This window comes from Paraconexibacter sp., from assembly GCF_059438195.1.
In genome coordinates, this window is the sequence record NZ_JBLKKY010000027.1 from 1 (window position 1) to 20,963 (window position 20,963).

General features: G+C 74.1%; 19 protein-coding genes. 3 read left to right on the top strand and 16 right to left on the bottom strand.

What is annotated here, in order from left to right; genetic code table 11:
* Positions 1-51 precede the first annotated feature (51 nt).
* The 5 genes from ACME2J_RS10915 to ACME2J_RS10935 are packed head-to-tail and all read right to left on the bottom strand — an operon-like array spanning position 52 to position 3,363.
* Positions 52-450: an ASCH domain-containing protein gene (locus tag ACME2J_RS10915; protein WP_495544944.1), complete on the bottom strand. Its 399-nt coding sequence runs from the start codon at positions 448-450 to the stop codon at positions 52-54.
* Positions 451-462: 12 nt separating this feature from the next.
* The gene (locus tag ACME2J_RS10920) at positions 463-885 is read right to left on the bottom strand and encodes an NUDIX hydrolase (RefSeq protein ID WP_495544945.1); all 423 of its coding nucleotides are present in this window, start codon (positions 883-885) and stop codon (positions 463-465) included.
* A 20-nt stretch (positions 886-905) separates the two neighbouring features.
* Positions 906-1,586 carry a Crp/Fnr family transcriptional regulator gene (locus ACME2J_RS10925; protein ID WP_495544946.1) on the bottom strand — a complete coding sequence of 227 codons (681 nt, stop codon included), beginning with the start codon at positions 1,584-1,586 and terminating at the stop codon, positions 906-908.
* Between the two features lie 23 nt (positions 1,587-1,609).
* Positions 1,610-2,818 (bottom strand): DUF4349 domain-containing protein, encoded by a 1,209-nt coding sequence (locus ACME2J_RS10930; protein WP_495544947.1) that lies wholly within the window; start codon positions 2,816-2,818, stop codon positions 1,610-1,612.
* Entirely contained in the window at positions 2,815-3,363 is a 549-nt protein-coding gene (locus ACME2J_RS10935) for an RNA polymerase sigma factor (protein ID WP_495544948.1), read from the bottom strand. The genes ACME2J_RS10930 and ACME2J_RS10935 overlap by 4 nt, the downstream gene beginning before the upstream one ends.
* A 46-nt stretch (positions 3,364-3,409) precedes the next feature.
* Between ACME2J_RS10935 and ACME2J_RS10940 the strand changes: the two genes are divergently transcribed.
* Positions 3,410-3,919, top strand: a complete 510-nt coding sequence (locus ACME2J_RS10940) for a hypothetical protein (protein ID WP_495544949.1) — start codon at positions 3,410-3,412, stop codon at positions 3,917-3,919.
* Positions 3,920-3,969: 50 nt separating this feature from the next.
* Here ACME2J_RS10940 and ACME2J_RS10945 read toward each other — a convergent pair whose 3' ends face one another.
* Together ACME2J_RS10945 and ACME2J_RS10950 are read right to left on the bottom strand one after the other, a co-directional pair.
* Positions 3,970-4,722 carry a glycerophosphodiester phosphodiesterase gene (locus ACME2J_RS10945; protein ID WP_495544950.1) on the bottom strand — a complete coding sequence of 251 codons (753 nt, stop codon included), beginning with the start codon at positions 4,720-4,722 and terminating at the stop codon, positions 3,970-3,972.
* Between the two features lie 43 nt (positions 4,723-4,765).
* A complete protein-coding gene (locus ACME2J_RS10950) occupies positions 4,766-5,542 on the bottom strand; it encodes an Fpg/Nei family DNA glycosylase (protein WP_495544951.1) in 777 nt (258 codons plus the stop codon).
* Between the two features lie 44 nt (positions 5,543-5,586).
* Here ACME2J_RS10950 and ACME2J_RS10955 point away from each other — a divergent pair, with 44 nt between their 5' ends.
* Positions 5,587-6,948: an FAD-binding oxidoreductase gene (locus tag ACME2J_RS10955; RefSeq protein WP_495544952.1), complete on the top strand. Its 1,362-nt coding sequence runs from the start codon at positions 5,587-5,589 to the stop codon at positions 6,946-6,948.
* Between the two features lie 2 nt (positions 6,949-6,950).
* On the opposite strand, the gene ACME2J_RS10960 is transcribed toward ACME2J_RS10955, so the two are convergent.
* The 3 genes from ACME2J_RS10960 to ACME2J_RS10970 form a co-directional block, all read right to left on the bottom strand.
* Complete coding sequence (locus ACME2J_RS10960; RefSeq protein ID WP_495544953.1) at positions 6,951-11,501, bottom strand: DEAD/DEAH box helicase; 4,551 nt, start codon at positions 11,499-11,501, stop codon at positions 6,951-6,953.
* Between the two features lie 261 nt (positions 11,502-11,762).
* A complete protein-coding gene (locus ACME2J_RS10965; protein WP_495544954.1) occupies positions 11,763-12,455 on the bottom strand; it encodes a uracil-DNA glycosylase in 693 nt (230 codons plus the stop codon).
* Positions 12,452-13,135 (bottom strand): TetR/AcrR family transcriptional regulator, encoded by a 684-nt coding sequence (locus ACME2J_RS10970; protein WP_495544955.1) that lies wholly within the window; start codon positions 13,133-13,135, stop codon positions 12,452-12,454. Before ACME2J_RS10970 ends, ACME2J_RS10965 begins: the two co-directional genes overlap by 4 nt.
* A 26-nt stretch (positions 13,136-13,161) precedes the next feature.
* On the opposite strand from ACME2J_RS10970, the gene ACME2J_RS10975 reads away from it, so the two are divergent.
* Positions 13,162-13,650 carry a nuclear transport factor 2 family protein gene (locus ACME2J_RS10975; RefSeq protein WP_495544956.1) on the top strand — a complete coding sequence of 163 codons (489 nt, stop codon included), beginning with the start codon at positions 13,162-13,164 and terminating at the stop codon, positions 13,648-13,650.
* Position 13,651: 1 nt separating this feature from the next.
* On the opposite strand, the gene rfbB is transcribed toward ACME2J_RS10975, so the two are convergent.
* From rfbB to ACME2J_RS11005, 6 genes are all read right to left on the bottom strand, one after another.
* Positions 13,652-14,641 (bottom strand): dTDP-glucose 4,6-dehydratase, encoded by a 990-nt coding sequence (gene rfbB, locus ACME2J_RS10980; RefSeq protein ID WP_495544957.1) that lies wholly within the window; start codon positions 14,639-14,641, stop codon positions 13,652-13,654.
* A complete protein-coding gene (rfbD, locus tag ACME2J_RS10985) occupies positions 14,638-15,489 on the bottom strand; it encodes a dTDP-4-dehydrorhamnose reductase (RefSeq protein WP_495544958.1) in 852 nt (283 codons plus the stop codon). The genes rfbB and rfbD overlap by 4 nt, the downstream gene beginning before the upstream one ends.
* Positions 15,486-16,550 carry a glucose-1-phosphate thymidylyltransferase gene (locus tag ACME2J_RS10990; protein ID WP_495544992.1) on the bottom strand — a complete coding sequence of 355 codons (1,065 nt, stop codon included), beginning with the start codon at positions 16,548-16,550 and terminating at the stop codon, positions 15,486-15,488. Before ACME2J_RS10990 ends, rfbD begins: the two co-directional genes overlap by 4 nt.
* Positions 16,551-16,640: 90 nt before the next feature.
* Positions 16,641-17,129 (bottom strand): pyridoxamine 5'-phosphate oxidase family protein, encoded by a 489-nt coding sequence (locus ACME2J_RS10995; protein ID WP_495544959.1) that lies wholly within the window; start codon positions 17,127-17,129, stop codon positions 16,641-16,643.
* A gap of 96 nt (positions 17,130-17,225) precedes the next feature.
* Entirely contained in the window at positions 17,226-18,638 is a 1,413-nt protein-coding gene (locus ACME2J_RS11000; protein WP_495544960.1) for a hypothetical protein, read from the bottom strand.
* 126 nt (positions 18,639-18,764) lie between these two features.
* Positions 18,765-20,840: a helix-turn-helix transcriptional regulator gene (locus ACME2J_RS11005; protein ID WP_495544961.1), complete on the bottom strand. Its 2,076-nt coding sequence runs from the start codon at positions 20,838-20,840 to the stop codon at positions 18,765-18,767.
* Positions 20,841-20,963: the final 123 nt, after the last annotated feature.

Sequence of the window (20,963 nt, forward strand, 5' to 3'; positions counted from 1 at the left end):
CGGCCGACAACCACCCGTCCAACGGCTGAACAACCTGCTCGGGACTTACAGCTAGTTCTGCGCGCCGCCGATGCCGTGGAGGCGATCGGTGAACGTCGGGGGGTTCTCGATGATCTGGGAGAAGCGCACGACGGTCACGACGTCGTCCATCGTCACGGCCTTCCCGTAGATCTGCTCGAGGAAGTGGATCATCTCCTCGTGGCGGCGGAACTCGGGGTTGTCGTGCTCGATGTCCCGCGGCGTGAGGTCCTTCACGCGCTTGACCTCGACCTGGTCGATGACCGCCTCGAAGATCTTCTCCCGCGGGGAATGCTGGTACCCGATGGTCACGAGCACCGCCTGGTTCTTGCGGTACTTGTGGGACTTGTCGCCAAGTCGGATCGTCGCGGTCTTCCGGCCCCGCTTGAGCTGGTCGGCGAAGATCGTCGAGTAGAAGTTGAGCACCTGCATCGTGGACGCACCCTACTGAGTGGCGCGCACGACCTGCATGGCCTTCTCGGCCATCTTGCGCTCGCCTTCGTACGTGAGGGCCCTCGCGGCCTCCTCGAGCGGCACCCAGCGGGCGTCCTCGACCTCGTGATCGTGGTCCGCGCAGTCCCCCGATCGGTAGTCGAGGAGGAAGAACTCGACGACCTTCGCGATCCGCTTGCCGTCGCGCTGATACCAGTAGCGGACCTCGCCGAGGCGCTCGCGGAGGTCCGCGTCGACGCCCGCCTCCTCGCGCACCTCGCGGAGGGCCGCCTCCTCGGCGGTCTCGCCCGCGTCGGGGTGCCCCTTCGGCAGCGCGAGCACCTTCGAGCCGTCCGCGGCGCGCCGCGTCGGGACGATGACGACGCACTGCCCGTCGCGGACGACGACGCCGCCGGCCGAGAACTCCGCCGGCATCTAGCCGCGCCTCCAGGCCATCAGTAGATGTAGCCCTTGAGGGCGTCGGGGTCGTGGACCGTGATCCGGGCGCGCCCCTGCGTGACGACGCTCGCTCGCTCGAGCACGGCGAGGAAGCGGCTCGCGGACTCGCGCGAGGAGCCGGCGAGCTGGGCGATGTCGGCCTGGGTCGCGCGGATGAGGACGTCGGCGTCCTGCGCTCCCTCGCGCTGCGCCTGGGCGACGAGACGCACGAGCACCTCGGCGACGCGGCTCTGGACCGTCTGGAACGACTGGCGGGCGAGCCGCTCGTTCGCCTCGCGCAGGCGCCGGCCGAGGGAGACGACGAGCTTCACCCCGATGTCGGGGTGCTCCTTGATGAGACGCCGCATGTCGGCGCCGAGGATCGCGAGCGCCTCGACCTCGTCGAGGGTCTCGATGGTGGCCGAGCGGCGCTCGTCGTCGAACATCGCGAGCTCGCCGAAGATGTCGCCGGGGCCGAAGTGCGCGAGGGCGATGATGCGGCCGTCCGCGTGCTCGCGGATCGCGCGGGCATGGCCGGACTCGACGACGTAGCACGTGTCCGAGGTGTCGCCCTCGCGGAAGATGACCTGGTGCGCGGCGAAGCGACGCGGCACGGCGACGTCCGCGATGCGCTCGAGATCGCCCTCGGCGAGGGTCTCGAAGACCGGGACCGACGAGAGGAGCTGAGCGACCGCCACGCGGCGATCCTACCCGGCCGGCCTCACGTCGCCGCGCCGTCCAGTGCGCGCTCCCGCCTGCGCCGCCCCGCCAGACGCGCCGCGAGGGCGGCGAGGAGCCCGACGAGGGCGAGCGGGGCGACGACCGCCGCGGCGACGATCGCGACGCCCGCGACGACCTCGAGGACCCGCAGCGCGTCGTCGGCCGCATCCCCCGGCGTCCACGGGCCGGGAGCGGTCCCGCCCCCGTCGTCGCCCGACGGGGAGCCGGCGACGCTCACCGAGATCCGCGCGCTCTCGCTCCGCGTGCGGAGAGTGCGCAGCTCCGCCTCGGCGCGGGCGATCTCCGCCCGGGTGTCGCGCAGCTGCTCCCGGAGACGCGCGGCCTCGCGGTCGGAGTCGACGCGCTCGAGCGCGCGAAGCAGGGCGTCGCGCTCGTCGCGCGCGTCCTCGAGCCGGTCCTCGGCGGAGACGAACGCGCCGGTGACGTCGGTCGTCGCCTCCTGGAGGCGCGAGACGGAGGCGAGGGCCGAGAGCTCCGTGACCGCCCGGTCGAGGCTCTCCGTCGGCACGCGGAGGTCGAACGTCGCCTCTCCGCCGTCGTCTCGACCCGCGATGCGGGACGACGCGACGACGCCGCCGAGGCCCTTCGTCACGCGCACGACGCCGTCGGCGACCTCCTGCACGCGGTCGGGCTCGGTCCGCAGCGCGAGGTCGGCGGACCGCTCGACGTACCGCGGACCGTCGAGCGGGACCGGCTCCGGGCCGGGGACGGGCGGCACCGGCGCGATCCCGGGCTCCACGGCGTCCGCCTGCGGTGCGGCGAGGGCGCCGCCCTCCTCGCGGCCGGCGGGGCCCTCGGCGGGCGCAGGCGTCGAGAGGACGGTCTCGCCGGAGTCCGTGCGGGTCGCCTCGTCGGTCTCGGGCAGCGCGGAGAGCGCGACGACGAGCGCGAGGAGCGCGGCGGCGGCGACCGCGAGGGCCGGACGCCAGGCGAGGCGGCCCTGCAGGCGGGTCGTCAGCCCGGCGAGCCGCTCGCGGCGGCTCGCGCGGGGGAAGCCCGCGGCGACGCGCTCGTCGAGGTCGCGGGCGAAGGCGTCGTCCGGCAGCGGGGTCTCGGCGCGCACGTCGCGGACGAGGGCGGCGAGCGCGGGATCGGCGCCGGGGGCGCCGGCGAGGGCGGCCTCGAGCTCCTCGAGATCGGCGGCGACGGCGGGGTCGAGCGGCTCGTCGCGGTGCGGTCGGCGGATCATGAGCAGGCCTTCCGAAGGGTCGTGAGGGCACGGTGGACGCGGGTTCCGGCATTCGTCTCGGAGATGTCCAGGACGTCGGCGATCTCCGCGTTCGAGAGACCGGCGTGGAACTTCAGGGCGATGAGCTCGCGCTCCCGCGGCGCGAGAGCGGCGAGCGCGGCGCGGACGGTGGCGCGGCGCGCGGCCTCCTCCGCGGGCTCCCCCTCGACGTGCGCGAACGCCGCGCCCGCGGACGGATCGTCGGGCTCGACGACGAGCGCGGCCGTCCGTCCGCGCCGGCGCAGCTCGTCGAGCGCCGCGTGGCGGGCGATGCCGAACAGCCACGCGCGCGGTGACCCGCGGCGGCGGTCGTACCGGCGCCGCTTGCGGTAGGCGCGCTCGAACGCCGTGGCCGTGACGTCCTCCGCCGTCGCGCGGTCAGAGACGAGCGACGCGACGTAGGCGTAGAGGTCTCGTGCGCACTCGCGGTAGAGGTCCTCGAAGGAGAGGGCCGCGCCGTCGGCGTCGCTCGCGTCCGGGAGCGTCATCGTGAGGGTCTCGCCCATGCATCAACTACGACGCTCTCGGCGATCCATCACGTATCTTCGTGAAGTGCCGACGCGCCGTCCACACGCGGGGGTGGGAGCGCTCGCGGTCCTCACCGCGGCGGCCTCCCTCGCGGCTCCCTCCACGGCCGCGGCGGCGATCGACCGGGGCCTCCTCTGGGCGACGGTGAACGTCTGCGACACCGACAGCCGCGAGGACGTCGTCGGCATCCGCGTCTCCATGGCCGGGAGCGGCCACCGCGCGGAGCGCATGCACGTCCGCATCGTCCTCCAGTACCGCACGGGCGACGGCGACTGGCGTCGCGTCGGCGAGGGCGGCGACAGCGGGTGGATCTCCCTCGGTCACGCCCGCGTGAAGGCGCGCGAGACCGGGCGCGACTTCGAGATCGAGCCGCCGCGAGCGGGCTCCTCCCGGTTGCGCGGCCTCGTCCTCTACGAGTGGCGGCGCCGCGGCGAGGTCGTGCGGCGGGCCCGCCGGCGCACGACGGGCGGCCACGGCGACACGCTCGGCGCGGACCCCCCGGGCGCCAGCGCCGCGACCTGCGTCGTCCGCTGAGAGCCCCTTGCGAGAGGCGCGCTGCGTCAGCGAGCCGGGTCGGGTGGCTCTCAGCTCGCGACGGGGGCGCCGAAGAGCCGCGGGTCGTTCGTGATGACCCCGTCGACGCCGAGGCGCTCGAGGTGCTGGATGCGCGGCGCCTCGTCGACGGTCCACACGTAGAGCTCGCCGCCCGCCGCGCGGATCGCACGGGCGAACCGGGGGGTGACGAGCGACCAGTGCGACATCACCGCGTCGATCTCGCCGGCGCGCAGCGCCGCCCCGAGGCGGGGAGGGAGGGTCCGGCGCAGGTAGCCGATCGCGGCGTAGGCGAGCGGCTTCGTCGCCGGATGCGCGAGGTAGTCGCGGCGGACGCGAGGGACCGACCAGCCGAGCCGGACCTCCGGCGCGAGCGCGCGCATCCGCGGCAGCGAGACCGTCTCCATCGTCGAGACGAGCGAGCGCTCCGCGAGCCCGTGGGTGCGGAGCGCCGCGACGATCCGCTCCTCGTAGCCGGGCAGCTTCATGTCCACGTCGAGCTCGACGGCGGCGAACGCCGAGGCCGCGAGGTGCGCGAGGCCCTCGTCGAGCGTGAGCGGCGTGCGCGCCGCGGCGTCCTCGTAGTCGTGGGCGAGGAGGAGCTCGCCCGTGCCGTCGCGATTCTCGGGAAGGACGTCGAACTCGATCATGTCGACGCCGAGCGAGAGGGCGGCGTCGAAGCTCTCGGACGTGTTCCCGTGCGCGAGGTGGTGGGCGCCCTTGTGGCCGACGCGCCGCATGCGCCGTCGGATCGCCGGCCCCGATGACCCCCTGGAGATGGTCACCGGTCAAAGATAGACCGTGCGCGGGTCGGTTCCGTGCGCAAGGTCACTGCTGGCAGCCGGGACACCAGTACGTCGTGCGGTTGTCGTCGCCCTGGCGGCCGGCCACGACGGGCGTGCCGCAGCGCCGGCACGGCCGGCCCTCGCGGTGGTAGACCCGCGCGTCGCGTCCGCCGGACCCCGAGCGCGCGGACTCCCTCATGCGGGGCCGGACGCCGCGCACGAGCGCCAGCGCCTCGTCGTCGGTCACCTCGCCGGTCCGCCGTCGCGGGTCGACGCGCGCCTCCCAGCAGGCCTCGCTCTTCCAGATGTTCCCGATGCCGGCGACCGTCCGCTGCTCGAGGAGCGCCTCCCCGATCGGCCGCGTCGGGTCGTCCTCGCGCAGGCGGCGGAGGTACCGGCCCTCGTCGAAGTCCTCGCCGCAGACGTCCGGGCCGAGCGCGGCGATCCGCTGGTCGAAGCGGGCGCGTCCCTCGGTCATGAGCTCGAGCACCGGGCCGTCGAACTCGACGACCTCGTGCCCCCGCGCGCGGAGGACGAGCCACGCGCGTCGCGGCGAGCGGCGCCAGCGCTGCCCCTGCCGGTAGGTCCCCCACGAGCCGGTCATGCGCAGGTGCGAGTGGATGACGAGCTCGCCCTCGAAGCGGAGGAAGAGGTGCTTGCCGTGCGCCTCGACCGCGTGGACGGCGCGCCCGGCGAGCCGCTCCGGCCAGCGGTCGGCGCCGAACCGGGGGTGCGGCGTGAGGATCTCCTCGGGAACGGTCCCTTCGAGGATCGGGCGGATGCGGTGCGCCGCGTAGTGGATCGTGTCGCCCTCGGGCATGCGCTTGCACCGAGGGTACGGACGGCACGCGTTACGGTGACGAGATGGCCCCGTCCGCCCCCGCCGTCGCCGCGGACCTCGCAGGGCTCGTCGGCTCCGAGCACGTCGTCGCCGACCCGCCGCCGGCGGACCTCGCCGACGCGAGCGCCTATGCAGGCGTGACCGGCGTCGCGAGCGCGCTCGTGCGGCCCGGCTCGCCCGAGGAGGTCGCGTCCGTCGTCGCGTGGTGCGCCGAGCGGGGGGTGCCCGTCGTCCCGCGGGGCGGTGGGACCGGCTTCTCCGGCGGGTGCGTGCCGCAGGACCCCGCCTCGGTCGTCGTCTCGGTCGAGCGCCTCCGCCGCGTCCGCGCCTTCGACCCGCTGCAGTGGCGGACCCACGTCGAGGCGGCGGTGACGACGCAGACGGTCCAGCGCCTCGCGCGGGAGTCCGGGCTGCGCTTCCCCGTCGATCCCGGGGCGGCCGAGCAGTCGCACATCGGCGGCAACGTCGCGACGAACGCCGGCGGGCCGCACTGCTTCAAGTACGGCGTGACCCGCGCCTGGGTGACCGGGGTCGAGGCGGTCCTCGGGACGGGGGACCTCATCTCGGTCGGCGGGCCGACGCGCAAGGACGTCGCCGGGTACGACCTCGCCGGTCTGCTCACCGGGAGCGAGGGGTCGCTCGGCATCGTCACCGCCGTCTGGCTGCGCCTCATGCCCGCCCCGCGCGTGGAGATCCCGCTCGCCGGCGTCTACCGGGACCCGAGGGCGGGCCAGGAGGCGCTCGACGCCGTCCTCGCGTGCGGGGTCGTGCCCTCGGTCGTCGAGTTCCTCGACGGCGGGGCGCTGCGGGCCGCGGCCGGGACCTTCCCCGGCGAGCTGCCCGACGACCCCGGGTTCCTCCTCGTCGCCGAGGTCGACACGCACGAGGACGACGTCGCCGATGTCGCCGAGGCGCTCGCCGAGGGCGGCGGGACGGTGCTGCGGCCCGATGCGCGGGAGCTGTGGCGGTGGCGCGACGGCGTCTCGATCGCGGTCGCCTCGGTGCGCGGCGGCAAGCTCAGCGACGACATCGCGGTGCCCGTCGAGCGGCTCGCCGACGCCGTCGAGGGGACGCTCGAGATAGGCGCCCGGCACGACCTCGAGGCGTGCTCGTGGGGGCACGCGGGCGACGGCAACCTCCACTCGACGTTCCTCCTCGACCCGCGGGACGACACCGAGCGGGGTCGCGCCGACGCGGCGGCCCGGGACCTCTTCCGCATGGCGCTCGACCTCGACGGGACGGTGACCGGTGAGCACGGCCTCGGCCTGCTGAAGGCGGGCTGGCTCGCGGAGCAGTGGTCGCCCGCCGCCGTCGCCGCCCACGAGCGCGTGAAGGCGGCCCTCGATCCCGCCGGGGTCATGAACCCGCGCGTGAAGCGCGGCTGAGCTCAGGCGCTGAGGGTGAGGGCCTTCGGGCCCTGGCGGAAGCCCGCCTCGATCACCGCGGGCTCCAGCTCGTGGCCGATGATCGGCAGCCCGTCGATCCGCTCCAGGGAGAGGCGGCGGCCCCGGCCCCCCGTCACCCAGCGCGCGAGCTCGGCGAGCGCCGGGCGCAGCCGCGCGTCGTGCGCGTCGACGAGCGTGAGGAGGCCCCGGCCGCCCTTCTCGACGTGGAGGACGGGCTCGGCGCCTGCGAGGACGACGGTCGCGCCGCGCACGCGCGACGGTCGTCGCGCGGTGCGTGCGTCCTCGGCCTCCCCGGCGCCGCCGCGCTTCGGCCACGGCAGCACGGCGCCGTAGGGCTGCGCCGGGTCGGTCGCGGCGAGGACGAGCGGCGGCGCCTCCTCGTCGTCGCGCTGCGATCGCAGGCGCTCGACCGCGCCGGGGAGCGCGAACTGCGCTCCGCCGAGACCCTCGACGAAGTAGCCGCGACGGCAGACGCCGAGCGTCTCGAGGTCGCCGAAGACGTCGTAGAGCGCGCTGAAGCCGCCGGCGATCCCCTCCGCGGCGACGTGCTCGCGCGTGACGATCCCGTGGCGCTCGAGGAGCAGCTCGGCGACGGTGCGGCGCCGCGCGCGTGGGTCGACGGTCTCGCCCGTCGCCGCGAAGAGCGGCGCCGTGAGCGCCCAGCGCCCGACGACGCCCGCCTGCGCCCCGACCCGCCGCGAGGCGAACCGCGTCCCCGCCCGCTGACCGCGGCGCGCCGCCCGCGCGGCGTCGGATCGCGCGAGCGTGAGCCGCGGCGCGCGCAGCGGCGCCCACGCGTCGTTCGTCACCTCGCCGGCCCACACGAGGTCCCAGAGCGCGTCCTGCAGCTCCTCCGCCGGCAGCGCCGGATCGGCGTCCGCGAGCAGGTCGGTGAAGAACGCCGGGGATGTCGTGAGGCGCGCGCGCAGCGCGTCGTGGACGGGCCCCTCCGGCCGCTCGCCCGTCGTCTCGCGCAGCCCGGGCGGCCCGATGGCGGCGGCGTCCTCGCGGAAGTAGAGGGCGACCCGGCCCGAGCGGCGGCCGAGCGACCCTGCCCCGACCCACACGACCTCGCCGCTCGCGCACAGCTGGTCGAGCCAGGTCGGCGAGTACGCCCCGACGCGTCGCGGGAGCACGTCGGACTCCCAGATCTCCGCCGGGATCGGGCCGCCCTGCAGCGGGACGAGGATCTCGCGGAGCCGGTCGATGCCCGCGCCGGCCGCCGGGTGGCGGTCGATGCCGTGCCAGCTCGGCATGAAGCGCCCGAGCGCCCGCTGGTCGGAGGCCTCGATCTCCTTGCGCAGCGCGGCGAGCGACGCGCGCCGCAGGCGCCGCAGGACGTCGGCGTCGCACCACTCGCGCTCGGTCCCGCCGCCCGGACGCAGCTCGCCGCGCACGATCCCGCCGTCGCGCTCGCGGCCGCCGAGCACGGACTCGACGACGCTCGCGCCGAGCGCGTACCGCGCGCGCACCTCGTGCGTCGTGAACGGCCCGTGCGTCCGCGCGTAGCGGTCGAGCAGCCGGCCCAGCGCGTCGGGGACGTCCTCGAGGAACGCGCCGGGCAGCCCGCCGGGCGGGACCGTCCCGAGCGCGTCGCGGTAGAGCCCGGCGTCGTCGGCGGCGATCCAGCGCTCTTCGCCGCCGATCCGCAGGCGGACGGCCCGGCGCTCGTCGGCGAGCACGCGCAGCGCCTCGCCGACGTCGACGCCCTCGTGGACGCGCGCCGCCACCTCCGCGTCGGACAGGTCGCCGACCCGCCGCAGGACGTCGGCGATCTCGTCGCGGGTCGCCGCGCGGGTGCGGTCGCTCGTGTGCTGCAGGTCCGCCTCGACCTGGGCGAGGGCGTCGACGTCGATGAGGTCGCGCAGCTCGTCCTGGCCGAGCAGCTCGCGCAGGAGGTCGCGGTCGAGGGAGAGCGCGGCCGCGCGGCGCTCCGCGTTCGGCGTGTCCCCCTCGTACATGTACGTCGCGACGTAGTCGAAGAGGAGCGAGCTCGCGAACGGCGACGGGCGCAGCGTCTCGACGGGGACGAGCGAGATCTCGCGGCGGTGGAGCTGGCGCAGCAGCTCGGCGGTCCCCGGGACGTCGAGGACGTCGCGCAGGCACTCGCGGTACGTCTCGAGGACGATGGGGAACTGGCCGTAGCGCTTCGCGACCTCGAGGAGGTTCTGCGCCTTGAGCCGCTGCTGCCAGAGCGGCGTCCTCTTCCCCGGATAGGCCCGCGGGATGAGGAGCGCCCGGCCGGCGTTCTCGCGGAAGCGCGCGCCGAAGAGCGCGCTCGTCCCGAGCTCGCGGACGACGAGGTCCTCGAGCTCGTCGGGATCGACGAGGACGAGCTCCAGGACATCCTCCACCCCCGCCTCGTCGGAGTCCGGGAGGTGGACGATGATCCCGTCGTCGGACCAGATCGCGTCCGACTCGAGGCCGAGCTCGTCACGGATCCGCGCGCCGAGCGCGAGGCCCCACGCCGCGTGGACGCGGCCGCCGAACGGGCTGAGGACGCAGACCCGCCAGTCGCCGATCTCGTCGCGGAAGCGCTCGACGACGACCGCGCGGTCCGACGGGATGACGCGGGTCGCGTCCTCCTGCTCCTGGAGGAACGCGACGAGGTTGCGCGCCGCGCGCTCGTCGAGGTCGTACTCGCGCTCGAGGTCGGCCGGGTCCGCGCTCACCGCCTCGCGCGAGAACGCGCCGAGAGCCTCGCCGAGCTCCTTCGGCCGGCCGACGGTGTCCCCGCGCCAGAACGGGACGGCGCCCGGGGCGCCCGGTGCGGGCGTGACGATGACGCGGTCGCGCTGGATCTCCTCGATCCGCCAGGTCGAGGCGCCGAGGAGGAACGTCTGCCCCGGTCGCGCCTCGTAGACCATCTCCTCGTCGAGCTCGCCGACGCGGCGGCCGTCGGGCAGCGTCACCGCGTAGAGGCCGCGGTCGGGGATCGTCCCCGCGTTGGCGACCGCGAGCGAGCGGGCGCCCTTGCGCGGGCGCAGCGTGCCGGCCACGCGGTCCCAGACGAGCCGCGGGCGGAGGTCGCCGAACTCCTGCGAGGGGTAGCGCCCGTCGAGCATGTCGAGGACGTTCTCGAGCAGCTCGCGCGGCAGCTCGGCGTAGCTGTGGGTCCGCGTGACGAGCGCGAAGAGGTCGTCGACGTGGACGTCCCCGTCGTCGTCCTCGGCGGCGGCGACGATCGCGACGATCTGCTGGGCGAGGACGTCGAGCGCGTTGCGCGGGACGACCGTCGGCTCGATGCGGCCCTCGCGCATGAGCTTCGCGACGACGGCGCACTCGAGGAGGTCGCCGCGGAACTTCGGGAAGATCCGGCCCTTGCTCGTGTCGCCGACGTTGTGTCCGGCGCGGCCGATCCGCTGGAGGCCGCGCGACACCGACTTCGGCGACTCGACCTGGAGGACGAGGTCGACCGCGCCCATGTCGATCCCGAGCTCGAGCGACGAGGTCGCGACGAGGCACGGCAGCTCGCCGCTCTTCAGCAGCTCCTCGACGACCAGGCGCTCCTCGCGCGCGAGCGAGCCGTGGTGGGCGCGGGCGATGACGAGCGTCTCGTCGGGCTCGCCGCCGTCCGCCTCCGCGCGGCGCTCGCGGGCGAGGTCGTTGAGGCGCAGGGCGAGCCGCTCGGCGGCGCGGCGGTTGTTGACGAAGACGAGCGTCGAGCGGTGCTCCTGCACGAGGTCGAGCAGCTCGGGGTAGATCGCCGGCCAGATCGACTTGCGCGTGCTCTCGCCACCTGGGACGGGTTCCAAGGGATCCCGCGACTCCGTCACCTGCTCGGGCTCGACCATCGACTCGACGGGCACGTGGATCTTGAGGTCGAGCGGCTTGCGGACGCCCGCGTCGACGATCGTGCAGGTCCGCCGCGGGCCGACCATGAACCGCCCGACCTCCTCGAGCGGGTTCTGCGTCGCGCTGAGGCCGATGCGCTGGACGTCGCGGTTCTCGTGCTCGGCGACGAGGGCGCTGAGCCGCTCGAGCGTGAGCGCGGTGTGCGACCCGCGCTTCGTCCCCGCGACCGCGTGGATCTCGTCGACGATGACGGCCTCGACCCCGGTGAGCATCGCCCGCGCCCGCGAGGTGAGCATGAGGTAGAGCGACTCGGGCGTCGTGATGAGGATGTCCGGCGGGGTGCGGAGCATCTGGGCGCGGTCGCGCTGGGGCGTGTCGCCCGTGCGGATCGCGACCGTCGGCGGGTCGGCCGTCCCGCTGATGCCGCGGAGCGGCGCGCGGAGGTTGCGCTCGACGTCGTAGCTCAGCGCCTTGAGCGGCGAGACGTAGACGAGGCGCACCCGGCGGTCCTTCGGGGCGACGTCCCGGTCGGTGGGAGCGGCGACGAGCCGGTCGAGGCCCCACAGGAACGCGGCGAGCGTCTTGCCCGAGCCGGTCGGGGCGCTGATGAGGACGTGCTCGCCCGTCGCGATCGCGGGCCACGCCTGCTCCTGCACCGCCGTCGGCGCGGCGAACGCGCCCGTGAACCACTCGCGGACGGCGGGGGTGAAGGCGGCGAGCGGGTCGGGCGGCGACACCGATCGAGGGTACCCGGCGCAGGGGGCGCGCTCACGCTCTCACGCGGGCCGGCCGCCTGCGCCGGCCCACCCACCCTCGCCGGCCCGCCGACCCCGCCCACCCCGCCGAGAACTCAAAGCGTGTCGCCAGGCGGCCGCGTCTGGGTTCTCGCGGTCCCCCGGGGCCGCCCACCCCCGCCGAGAACTCAAAGCGTGTCGCCGGGCGGCCGCGTCTGGGTTCTCGCGGATCCGGGGGCCGCCGGCGGAGCGGCCGCGCGGCGCTCACCGCAATCCCGCGATCTCCTTCGCGCGGTCGAGGACCGCGTCGATCATCTCCTCGGTGAGCCGGCCCGTGAACGTGTTCTGCTGGCTCACGTGGAAGCAGCCGAGCATCGGCAGCCAGCCGCCGTCGTCGAACTCGGCGCCGTGGCCGAACCGCGGCTTCGGTCGCGCGGCCGGAGCGCCCGCCGCGACCCGCAGCCGCAAGGCGGCGTCCCACGCGAACTGCCCGAGGCAGAGGACGGCGCGCGCGTCGTCGAGCAGCCGCAGCTCCTCGACCGTCCACGGGAGGCAGGCGTCGCGCTCCACCGGAGTCGGCTTGTTCGCGGGCGGGGCGCAGCGCACGGCCGCGGTCACCCACGCGCCCTGCAGCTCGAGCCCGTCGTCGCGCGACACCGAGAGCGCCTGGTTCGCGAGCCCGGCGCGGTGGAGCGCCGCGTAGAGGAAGTCGCCCGAGCGGTCGCCCGTGAAGACGCGGCCCGTGCGGTTCGCCCCGTGGGCGGCCGGCGCGAGCCCGAGGACGACGATCCGCGCGGCCGGATCCCCGAACCCCGGAGCGGGCCGGCCCCAGTACTCCCAGTCGGCGAAGGCGGCGCGCTTCTCCCGCGCGACGTGCTCGCGCCAGTCGACGAGTCGCGGGCAGGCGCGGCACTCGACGACGCGCTCCTCGAGCGCGGCGAGCTCGCGCGCCTTCACGACCCGCCGTCGCGGAGCGTCTGCGCCTCCCCGAGAAGACCGAAGAAGAGCCGCTCGATGACGGGCTCGAGGTCCCGGGGGTCCTCCGGCACGCCGGTGCGCAGCTGGCGGTCGACGAGCGCGGCGATCGCGCCGACGATGGCGTAGGCGTCCTCGAGCGAGGCGAACGTCGGGGCGCCGTAGCGCGGAGCGACGTCGCGGTTGTCGGTGTAGAGCAGCTCGGCGAAGAGGTTGAAGATGCGGTCGCGCCGCTCGAGCGCGATGGGGCCGGCGCCGACGATCTCGACGAGCAGGGTCCGCGACGCCTCGGGATGGCTGATGAGGGTGTCGAGGAACGCGCGGACACCCCGCTCGATCCACTCGCGGTAGTGCTCGGACTCCCGCCGGTTCACCCGCTGGGCGTCGGCCATCGCCTGCATGATCGTCGTCGCGGCCTCGTCGAAGAGCGCGAGGAGGCACTCCTCCTTGTTCTTGAAGTGCTCGTAGAACGTCGCCTTCGACATGCCCGCCTCGCGGCTGATGGCCTCGGCCGAGGCGTCGGCGAAGCCGCTGCGCGAGAAGACGCTCGCCGCCGCCTCGAAGAGACGAGCGCGCTGGACGCCGACGCGGACCTCGAGCGGCGGGGCGTGGCGCCCGCGGGGGACGCTCGGCGGAGGCGTGTGCGCGGACGATTCGGCCATACGAGGATCAAGGTACCCTCTCGCCGATGCCCGCCGCCGCGCGCCCGTTCATCGCCGCCCTCGGCGCGGCCGTCCTGCTCGCCGGGTGCCAGCCGGCGGACGACGACGACGGGGTCGACTTCCAGGGCGAGCAGCGGCTCGTGGCCAACGCGATCGAGGATCTCGAGGACGCGGGCGTCGACCGCGACACCGACGAGATCTGCACCCTGCTCTCCGAGGGCCTCGTCGAGCGCATCCGCGCGACCGCCGAGGGCCGGCAGACGTGCCCCGAGGCGCTCGAGGATCCCGTCGACGACGCCGACAGCTTCGACCTCGACGTCCGCTCGATCGAGATCTCCGGCTCGCAGGCGACCGCGGTCGTCGAGTCCGAGGACGGGGACGACACCGTGACCGACCGTCTCGGGCTCGTGAAGGAGGGCGGTCGCTGGAAGATCGACGCGCTCTCGGGGGCGACGGCGCCCGCGACGGACGAGGAGCCCGCCGAGGGCGGCGGCGCGACGACGCCCGGCGGGTAGCTCAGCCGCCGAGCTTCGTGCCGTACTGCCGCTCGTAGTACTCGCGGTACTCGCCGGAGCGGATCGGCTCCCACCAGGCGCGGTTCTCCTGGTACCAGCGGACGGTCTGCTCGAGACCCTCATGGAAGTGCACCTGCGCCTCCCACCCGAGCGCGCGGACCTTCTCCGACCCGAGCGAGTAGCGGCGGTCGTGCCCCGGCCGGTCCGCGACGCGGGTGACGAGCGCCGGATCGCAGCCCGTGAGCTCGACGATGCGGTCGACGACCTCGATGTTCGGGCACTCGTCCGGCCCGCCGACGTTGTAGACCTCGCCGGGCGCGCCGTGCTCGAGGACGTGCCCGATCCCGCGCCCGAAGTCCTCGACGTAGAGCCAGTTGCGCACCTGCATGCCGTCGCCGTAGACGGGGAGCGGGTCCCCGTGGAGGGCGTTGAGGATCATGAGCGGGATGAGCTTCTCGGGGTACTGATAGGGCCCGTAGTTGTTCGACCCCCGGCAGATGAGCGTCTCCATCCCGTAGGTGTGCGTGTACGAGGAGACGAGCAGGTCGGCGCCCGCCTTCGTCGCGCTGTACGGCGAGGACGGCTGTAGCGGGGACTCCTCGGTGAACGAGCCCTCCTCGATCGAGCCGTAGACCTCGTCGGTCGAGACCTGGAGGTAGCGGACGCCGGCCTCGCGGGCGGCCTCGAGGAGGACCCACGTGCCGATCGAGTGGGTCCGCACGAACGCGTCGGGCTCGGCGATCGAGCGGTCGACGTGCGTCTCGGCCGCGAAGTTGACGACGGTGTCGACGCCCTCCATCGCCTCGCGGACCTTCTCGGGGTCCTCGATCGCGCCGTGGACGAAGACGTGCTCGACGTCGGCGAGGTTCTCGCGCCGGCCGGCGTAGGTGAGCTTGTCGAGGACGACGACCTCGTCGCCGTGGTCGCGCACCCGCACGCGCACGAAGTTCGAGCCGATGAAACCGGCCCCGCCGCACACCAGCAGCTTCATGTCGTCGCTCCTTGTCGCTGTCGCAGATAGGCGTCGAGCCCCTCCTGCCAGGGCGGGAGGTGGACGCCGGGCTCCCGCTCGGTGCCGAGGACGCTGTACGCCGGTCTCGTCGCCGGGCGCGGGAAGGCGTCGCTCGTCGTCGGCAGCACGCGGCAGTCGCATCCCGCGCGCTCGAAGATCTCACGGGCGAAGTCGTGCCACGAGCACGCGCCGTCGCCGGCGGCGTGCAGCACGCCGGAGAGGCCCGGGCGCGCCGCGACGTCGACGAGCGCAGCAGCGAGGTGCCCGGTCCAGGTCGGCCGGCCGATCTGGTCGGTGACGACGCTCACCTCGTCCCTCTCGCCGGCGAGCCGGAGCATCGTGTCGACGAAGTTCGGGCCCCCGGCGCCGTAGAGCCACGCCGTGCGGACGATCGCGTGGTCGCCGCCCGCGGCGAGGATCCGTCCCTCGCCCGCGAGCTTCGTGCGGCCGTAGGCGTTGAGCGGCCCGACGGGATCGGACTCGACCCAGGGCTCGGTCTTCGAGCCGTCGAAGACGTAGTCCGTCGAGACGTGGACGAGGCGCGTGCCGGCCGCGGTCGCCTCGTGGGCGAGATGGCCGGGCGCCTCGGCGTTGAGGATCATCGCCCCGCCCTCGTCGGCCTCCGCGCCGTCGACGTCCGTCCACGCCGCGCAGTTGACGATCGCCTCCGGGCGCTGGCGGGCGAGCGCCTCGCGCACGGCCACCGGGTCGGTGATGTCGAGGTCGGCGCGGTCGGTGGCGACGACGTCGTGGCCGGCGGCCGTCGCGGCCTCGACGGTCGCGCGGCCGAGCATCCCCGCCGCGCCCGTGACGAGGACGCGGCTCACAGGATGCCGATCTCGCTGTTGTCGCCGACCATGAAGCGGTAGGCGCGCGGCTGGCGGTCGCCGCGGCCGATCGTCACGTTGCGCCCGAGGAGGGAGGACTCCATGCGCCCGTCGAGGCCGCGCACGCTGGAGCCGGCGAGGAGGATCGAGTGCTCGACCTCGGCGCGCTCGATGACGCAGTCCTCGCCGATCGCCGTGTAGGGGCCGACGTAAGCGTCGACGAGCCGCGCCCCGGCGCCGATGACCGCCGGGCCGCGCACGGTGCAGCGCTCGAGCTGGGCGCCCTCCTCGATGACGACGCGGCCATCGACCTGGGACTCGATGCACGTGCCCTCCACGCGCGCCTCGATCGTGTCGAGGATGAGGCGGTTCGCCTCGAGCATGTCGTCGAGGCGGCCGGTGTCCTTCCACCAGCCGCGGACGATGTGCGGCTCGACGCGCCGGCCGGAGTCGACGAGGTGCTGGATCGCGTCCGTGATCTCGAGCTCCCCGCGCGCGCTCGGCTCGATCGCCCGGGCGGCGTCGTGGATCGCCGGGGTGAAGAGGTACACGCCGACGAGCGCGAGGTTCGTCTTCGGCTCGGCGGGCTTCTCGACGAGGTCGACGACGCGGTCGCCGTCGAGCTCCGCGACGCCGTAGTTCTCGGGGTCGTCGACCGGGGTGAGGAGGATGAGCGCGTCGGGCGCCGACGAGCGGAAGGCCTCGACGAGCTCGGTGATGCCGCCCTGGAGCAGGTTGTCGCCGAGGTACATGACGAACGGGTCCTCGCCGAGGAACGGCTCGGCCGTGAGGACGGCGTGCGCGAGGCCGGCGGGCTCGTCCTGGACGATGTACGTGACCGCGACGCCGAAGTGCGAGCCGTCGCCGACCGCCTCGCGGATCTCGTCGCCGGTCTCCGGCGCGATGATGATCCCGACCTCCTCGATCCCCGCGCGCGCCATCGCCTCGATCCCGTAGAAGAGGACGGGCCGGTTCGCGACCGGGACGAGCTGCTTCGCGCTCGTGTGGGTGATCGGACGCAGGCGGGTGCCCTTGCCGCCCGAGAGGATGAGGCCCTTCAGCGGGGATGACATCGCCCCGGGAGGGTAGAGAGCGCCGCGCGGCCGTGACCGCCCGCCGCCGTGGGCGCGGCGGGCGGGAGAGACCTCGCCTCAGTAGACGCCGCCGAGCTTGCGGTGGTCCCACGTCGCCCGCCGGCGCTCGACGAACTGCAGGCCGACGCGCTTGGCGGCCTGCGCGGCGACCATCCCGCGGCCCTCCTCCGGGAGCGTGCCGTCCGGGCTGCCCGAGTAGCGGCCGAGGATCTCGACGCCGAGCGGCTCGATGTCCGCGACGTCGCGGTGGAGGACGACGTCGCACTCGAACATGACGCCGCGGAGGAGGTGGTACTCCTCGCCCGCCTCCACCTGGAGCGTCGCGCGGGAGTCCCGCTCGAGGTTCTTCACCTTCTGGGACTTCGCGAACGTCCACGCCCAGATCTCCGGCGCACCCTCCGGGCCGGTGTCGCGCACGACGTACCAGAGGGGCATGAGGTGCGGCCAGCCGCGGACCCCGTTCGTCGCGCAGACGACGGTCCTCTCCTCGCGTAGGAAGGCGAGCACCTCGTCGTCGGTCATCTGGATCTGGTCGCGCCGGCTCATGGGCGAGCAGCTTATGGCGGCGACGCGGAACGAGCGCGGCCCGCCCGCCCCGAGGGGCGGACGGGCCGCGGGAACGGCGTGTCGCCGGAGTGCGGGTCAGCGCTCGTCGCGCCGCTTCACCATCCGCACGGCCTCGCAGTTCTTCGACCGACGGACCTCCTCCGGGTTGAGGCGGACCTTGTCGCGCCCCGACCCGCAGTCGACGCGCGCGGCCGGACCGGCCGTCGCGACGTTGATCGCGTCGTTGCCCGACCCGCCGAGGACGCGGTCGGCGCCGTAGGCGGCGTTGATCGTGTCGTTGCCGCGCCCGGACGAGAGGTGGTCCTTGCCGGGTCCGCCGTTGAGGGCGTCGTTGCCGATCTTCCCGTAGACGCGGTCGTTGCCGATCGCGCCGTTGAGGTTGTCGCGGCCGTTGTTGCCGTCGAGGCAGTCGTTGCCGCGGCCGCCGTCGATCGCGTCGTTGCCGCTCAGGCCGAGGATCCGGTCAGGCCCGTTCGACCCGGTGATGCGGTCGTTGCCCTTCGTCCCGACGGTGACGAACTTCGGCCCCTTGCCGGTGAGGCAGATGCTGTTCTTCCCGTACCGCTTCTTCGCGAGGTTGAGGGAGATGACGGTGCCGCCCTCGGTCGTCTGGAACGGACGGCCGACGACGACGATGCCCTGGCCGGCGGAGCTCTCCGCCGTGATGACGCAGAAGCCGGTCGGGCCGTCGAAGACCGTGCCGGCCGGGCACGCCTTGCTGAGATCGCCGGCGCCACCTGCGCCACCGGTGTTCTCCGGCACGTCGGGGTTGCAGGGAAGCCCGGCCGTGCTCACGCGCGACTCCGCGACGATGACCTCGACGAGCGGGGCGGCCCCGACCGCCGGGAGGACCGTGATGCGGGCGCCGCGCTGGACGAGCGCGGTGTCGGTCTTGATCTGCTCGTTGAGCTTCACCTGGACGAGCGCGCCGAGCGGCGAGCCGCTCACGGCGTCGGTGACGCCCTCGAGGAGCGTGTCGAGCGGGATCGGCTGGCCGTTGAGGGTGAGCGTCACCGCGGTCCCGCCGCCGGTGAGCTCGGGTGCGCCGTTGACGCAGCGGGCCTGCGCGAACGAGCGGACGGCATCGGCGCCGATGACGATCGTGCCGCCGGCGGTCTCGATGCTGAGACCCTCGACGCCGGCCGCCGCGACGTTCGTCGTGTCGAGCGGACGGCCCCCGTCGGGCGTCACCTCGGTGACGGCGAACGCGGTGCGCGCGTTGATGCCCGGCGCGAGGCCGAGCGCATCGGTCGTGTTCGGCAGGCCGTCCGCGCTGTCCTCGCAGGGCGACTTGTTCGTCGTGATCGGATTGAGCGGGCTCTGACCCGCGACCGTCACCTTGACGGCGTCGGCCCCGCAGTCCCAGACGTTGGCGGCGCTCGCCGGAGCGGCGGGCGCGAGCAGCCAAGCGAGGGCAGCGAGCATCCCCAGCGCCGGGAGTCGCCTCCCGGTCGTGCCGCGCGCCCCTGCACGCGACAGCTTCCCCATGATCATGTTGCCTCCGTGGTTGGATCGCCCCGGGTGGTAGGGCGGCGCAGAAGCTTACGGGCTGAGGGACACGACTCCGAAGGGCTCAAGCCAGAGCCCTTCCGGCTGGACGGATGTTCTACTCCCTCACTGCTCGAGCGCGGTCGCCGTCTCGCGCAGCCGGCCGACCGCCGAGGCGACCGCCTCGCGGGCGTCCTGGGGGGCGAGGACGGCGGCGTCGCCGGCCTCCGAGAGCACCTCGCGGACGAGGAAGTCGGTGCCCTTGTACGGCAGCTCGACGATGATCGCTCCGTCGGCGAGCTCCTCGGTCACCGTGCGCTCCTCGCGGAGCCAGCGGGCGCGCTCCGGGCTGATCCACAGGCGGGCGACGCGCGAGGCCTCGACCTCGCCGGTGCGCAGCCAGCCGTCGACCGCGGCGGCAGCGTCGACCTCCGGGCGGGGCGCGAAGGTCTCGTCGAGCACCTCCACCGTCTTGATGCGGTCGAGCCGGAAGTGCCGGACGTCGTCCTTCGCCGGGTCGAAGGTCGCGATGTACCAGCCCTCGCGGCCGTTCGTGAGCGCGTAGGGCTCCACGGTCCGCTCGCTGAACTCGTCCTCGTTGCTCTTGTAGTACTCGAGCCGCACGAGGCGGTGGCCGACGATCGCCTCCGAGACCGTCCGGGCGACGTCCGCGTCGTCCGCGCCCGAGCGGGCGACCTGGAGCCCCTGCTCCATCGGGTCGAACCCGAGGGCGTCGACGATCTTCGCCCGCGCCGAGCTGAGCGCGCCCTCGGGGAGGTGGTCCCCGATGAGGTCGATCGCGGCGATAAGGGCCTTCGCCTCGACCGGGAGGAGCCGGGCGGGCCGGTCGAAGTTGTCGCTGTAGGGCTCGGGGTCGACTTCGATCGTCCCGTCCTCGCGCAGCTCGGCGTAGAGGACGTAGGAGCCGCCGCCGAAGTTGACGACGTTGAGGACGTTGATGTCCTCGCTCAGCTCCTGCTCGGAGATCTGCAGCCGCTCGCAGAGGTCGCGAGCGTCGAGCAGCTCCCCGCCGCGCCCTGCGTGGATGAGGATGCTCGCGAGGGTGACGAGACGCGCGAAGCGCTCGGGCCGGATCGCCGCGTCGCGCCGAGGCGCCCCCGCCTCCTCGATCTCGCCGGTCCCGTTCGCCCGATCGCTCATGACCGCGGGGGCGAGCTCGGGGCCGTCGGCGTGGCGGCTCTCGAGGAGCTCGATGCGCTCCTCGAGGACGCCGACGAGGTCCTCTGGGCCGATGACGCGCGCGTGCTCGCCCAGCGTCAGGACCCACGCCGCGAGCTGGCGGGCGGAGGCGTAGGAGGTCTCGAGGACGATCGCGCCGTCGTCGCCGTCGGCCCCGCGCACGCTGCCGTGGCGGCCGAAGTGCCGCTCGACCTGCCAGGCGATCCGACCGCTCACCCAGATCTGCGCGACGCCCTGCTCGTCCCCGTACTGCCAGTCGGCGCGGTTGGCGAACGAGCGCGGGTCGAAGTCGTCGGGCTTGCGGAAGTCGTGCTCGGCCTTCGTCGCGTAGGCGACCTTGCCGCGGATGCGCGAGAGGCGGAAGACCCGAAGCGCGCCGCGCTCGTGGCTGTGCCCGAGGAGGTAGAACTGGCCGTTCTGGAAGAGGAGGTGGTACGGGTCGACCTTCCGAGGGCCCGTCTCGTCCCGTTCCATCGTGTAGTAGTCGAACGTCACCGTCTTGTGGCGGAAGATCGCCGTCTCGATCTTCGCGAGACGCTGCGAGAGCTCCTGGCCACCCGCGCTGCCGGTGACGCCGAGCGCGACGCCCGAGGGGGCGGGCCCGCCGAGCGGCGAGGGACGGCCCCACGTGATCTGCTGGAGCGCGAGCCGCAGGGGCTCGGCGTAGGCGAACTCGCCGTCGAGGAGGCTGAGAGCCGTCTGGAGCGAGGCGAGCTCCTCGTCGGTGAAGGCGATCGCCGGGAGGTGGAAGTTCTCCGGGCGCAGCGAGTAGTTCTCCTGCTCGGCGACGCCGTCGGCGGGCTTCTCGACGGTGAGGGCGATGCCGAGCGAGTCGAGCTCCGCGCGGTCGGCGTAGAACCGCCGCGCGAACGCGTCCTCGTTCATCCCGCTGTAGCCCTCGACGTCCCGCCGGATCTCGAGCGCGGTCACGGGCCGGCGCTCCGCCATGAGGTACGAGATGAGCGACAGCTGTCGGATGAGCTTCTCGGTGTCCTTCGCCATCGGGAGCCACGATAGACGGCGGACGGGGTGCGGGAGTCCCCCTGCGGAGAGGCGCCGTGGAATCCCCCCGCACGTTGCGGGCTTTCGCGCGTGGCTGGACGCGCTGGTGCAGGACCCGCGTGG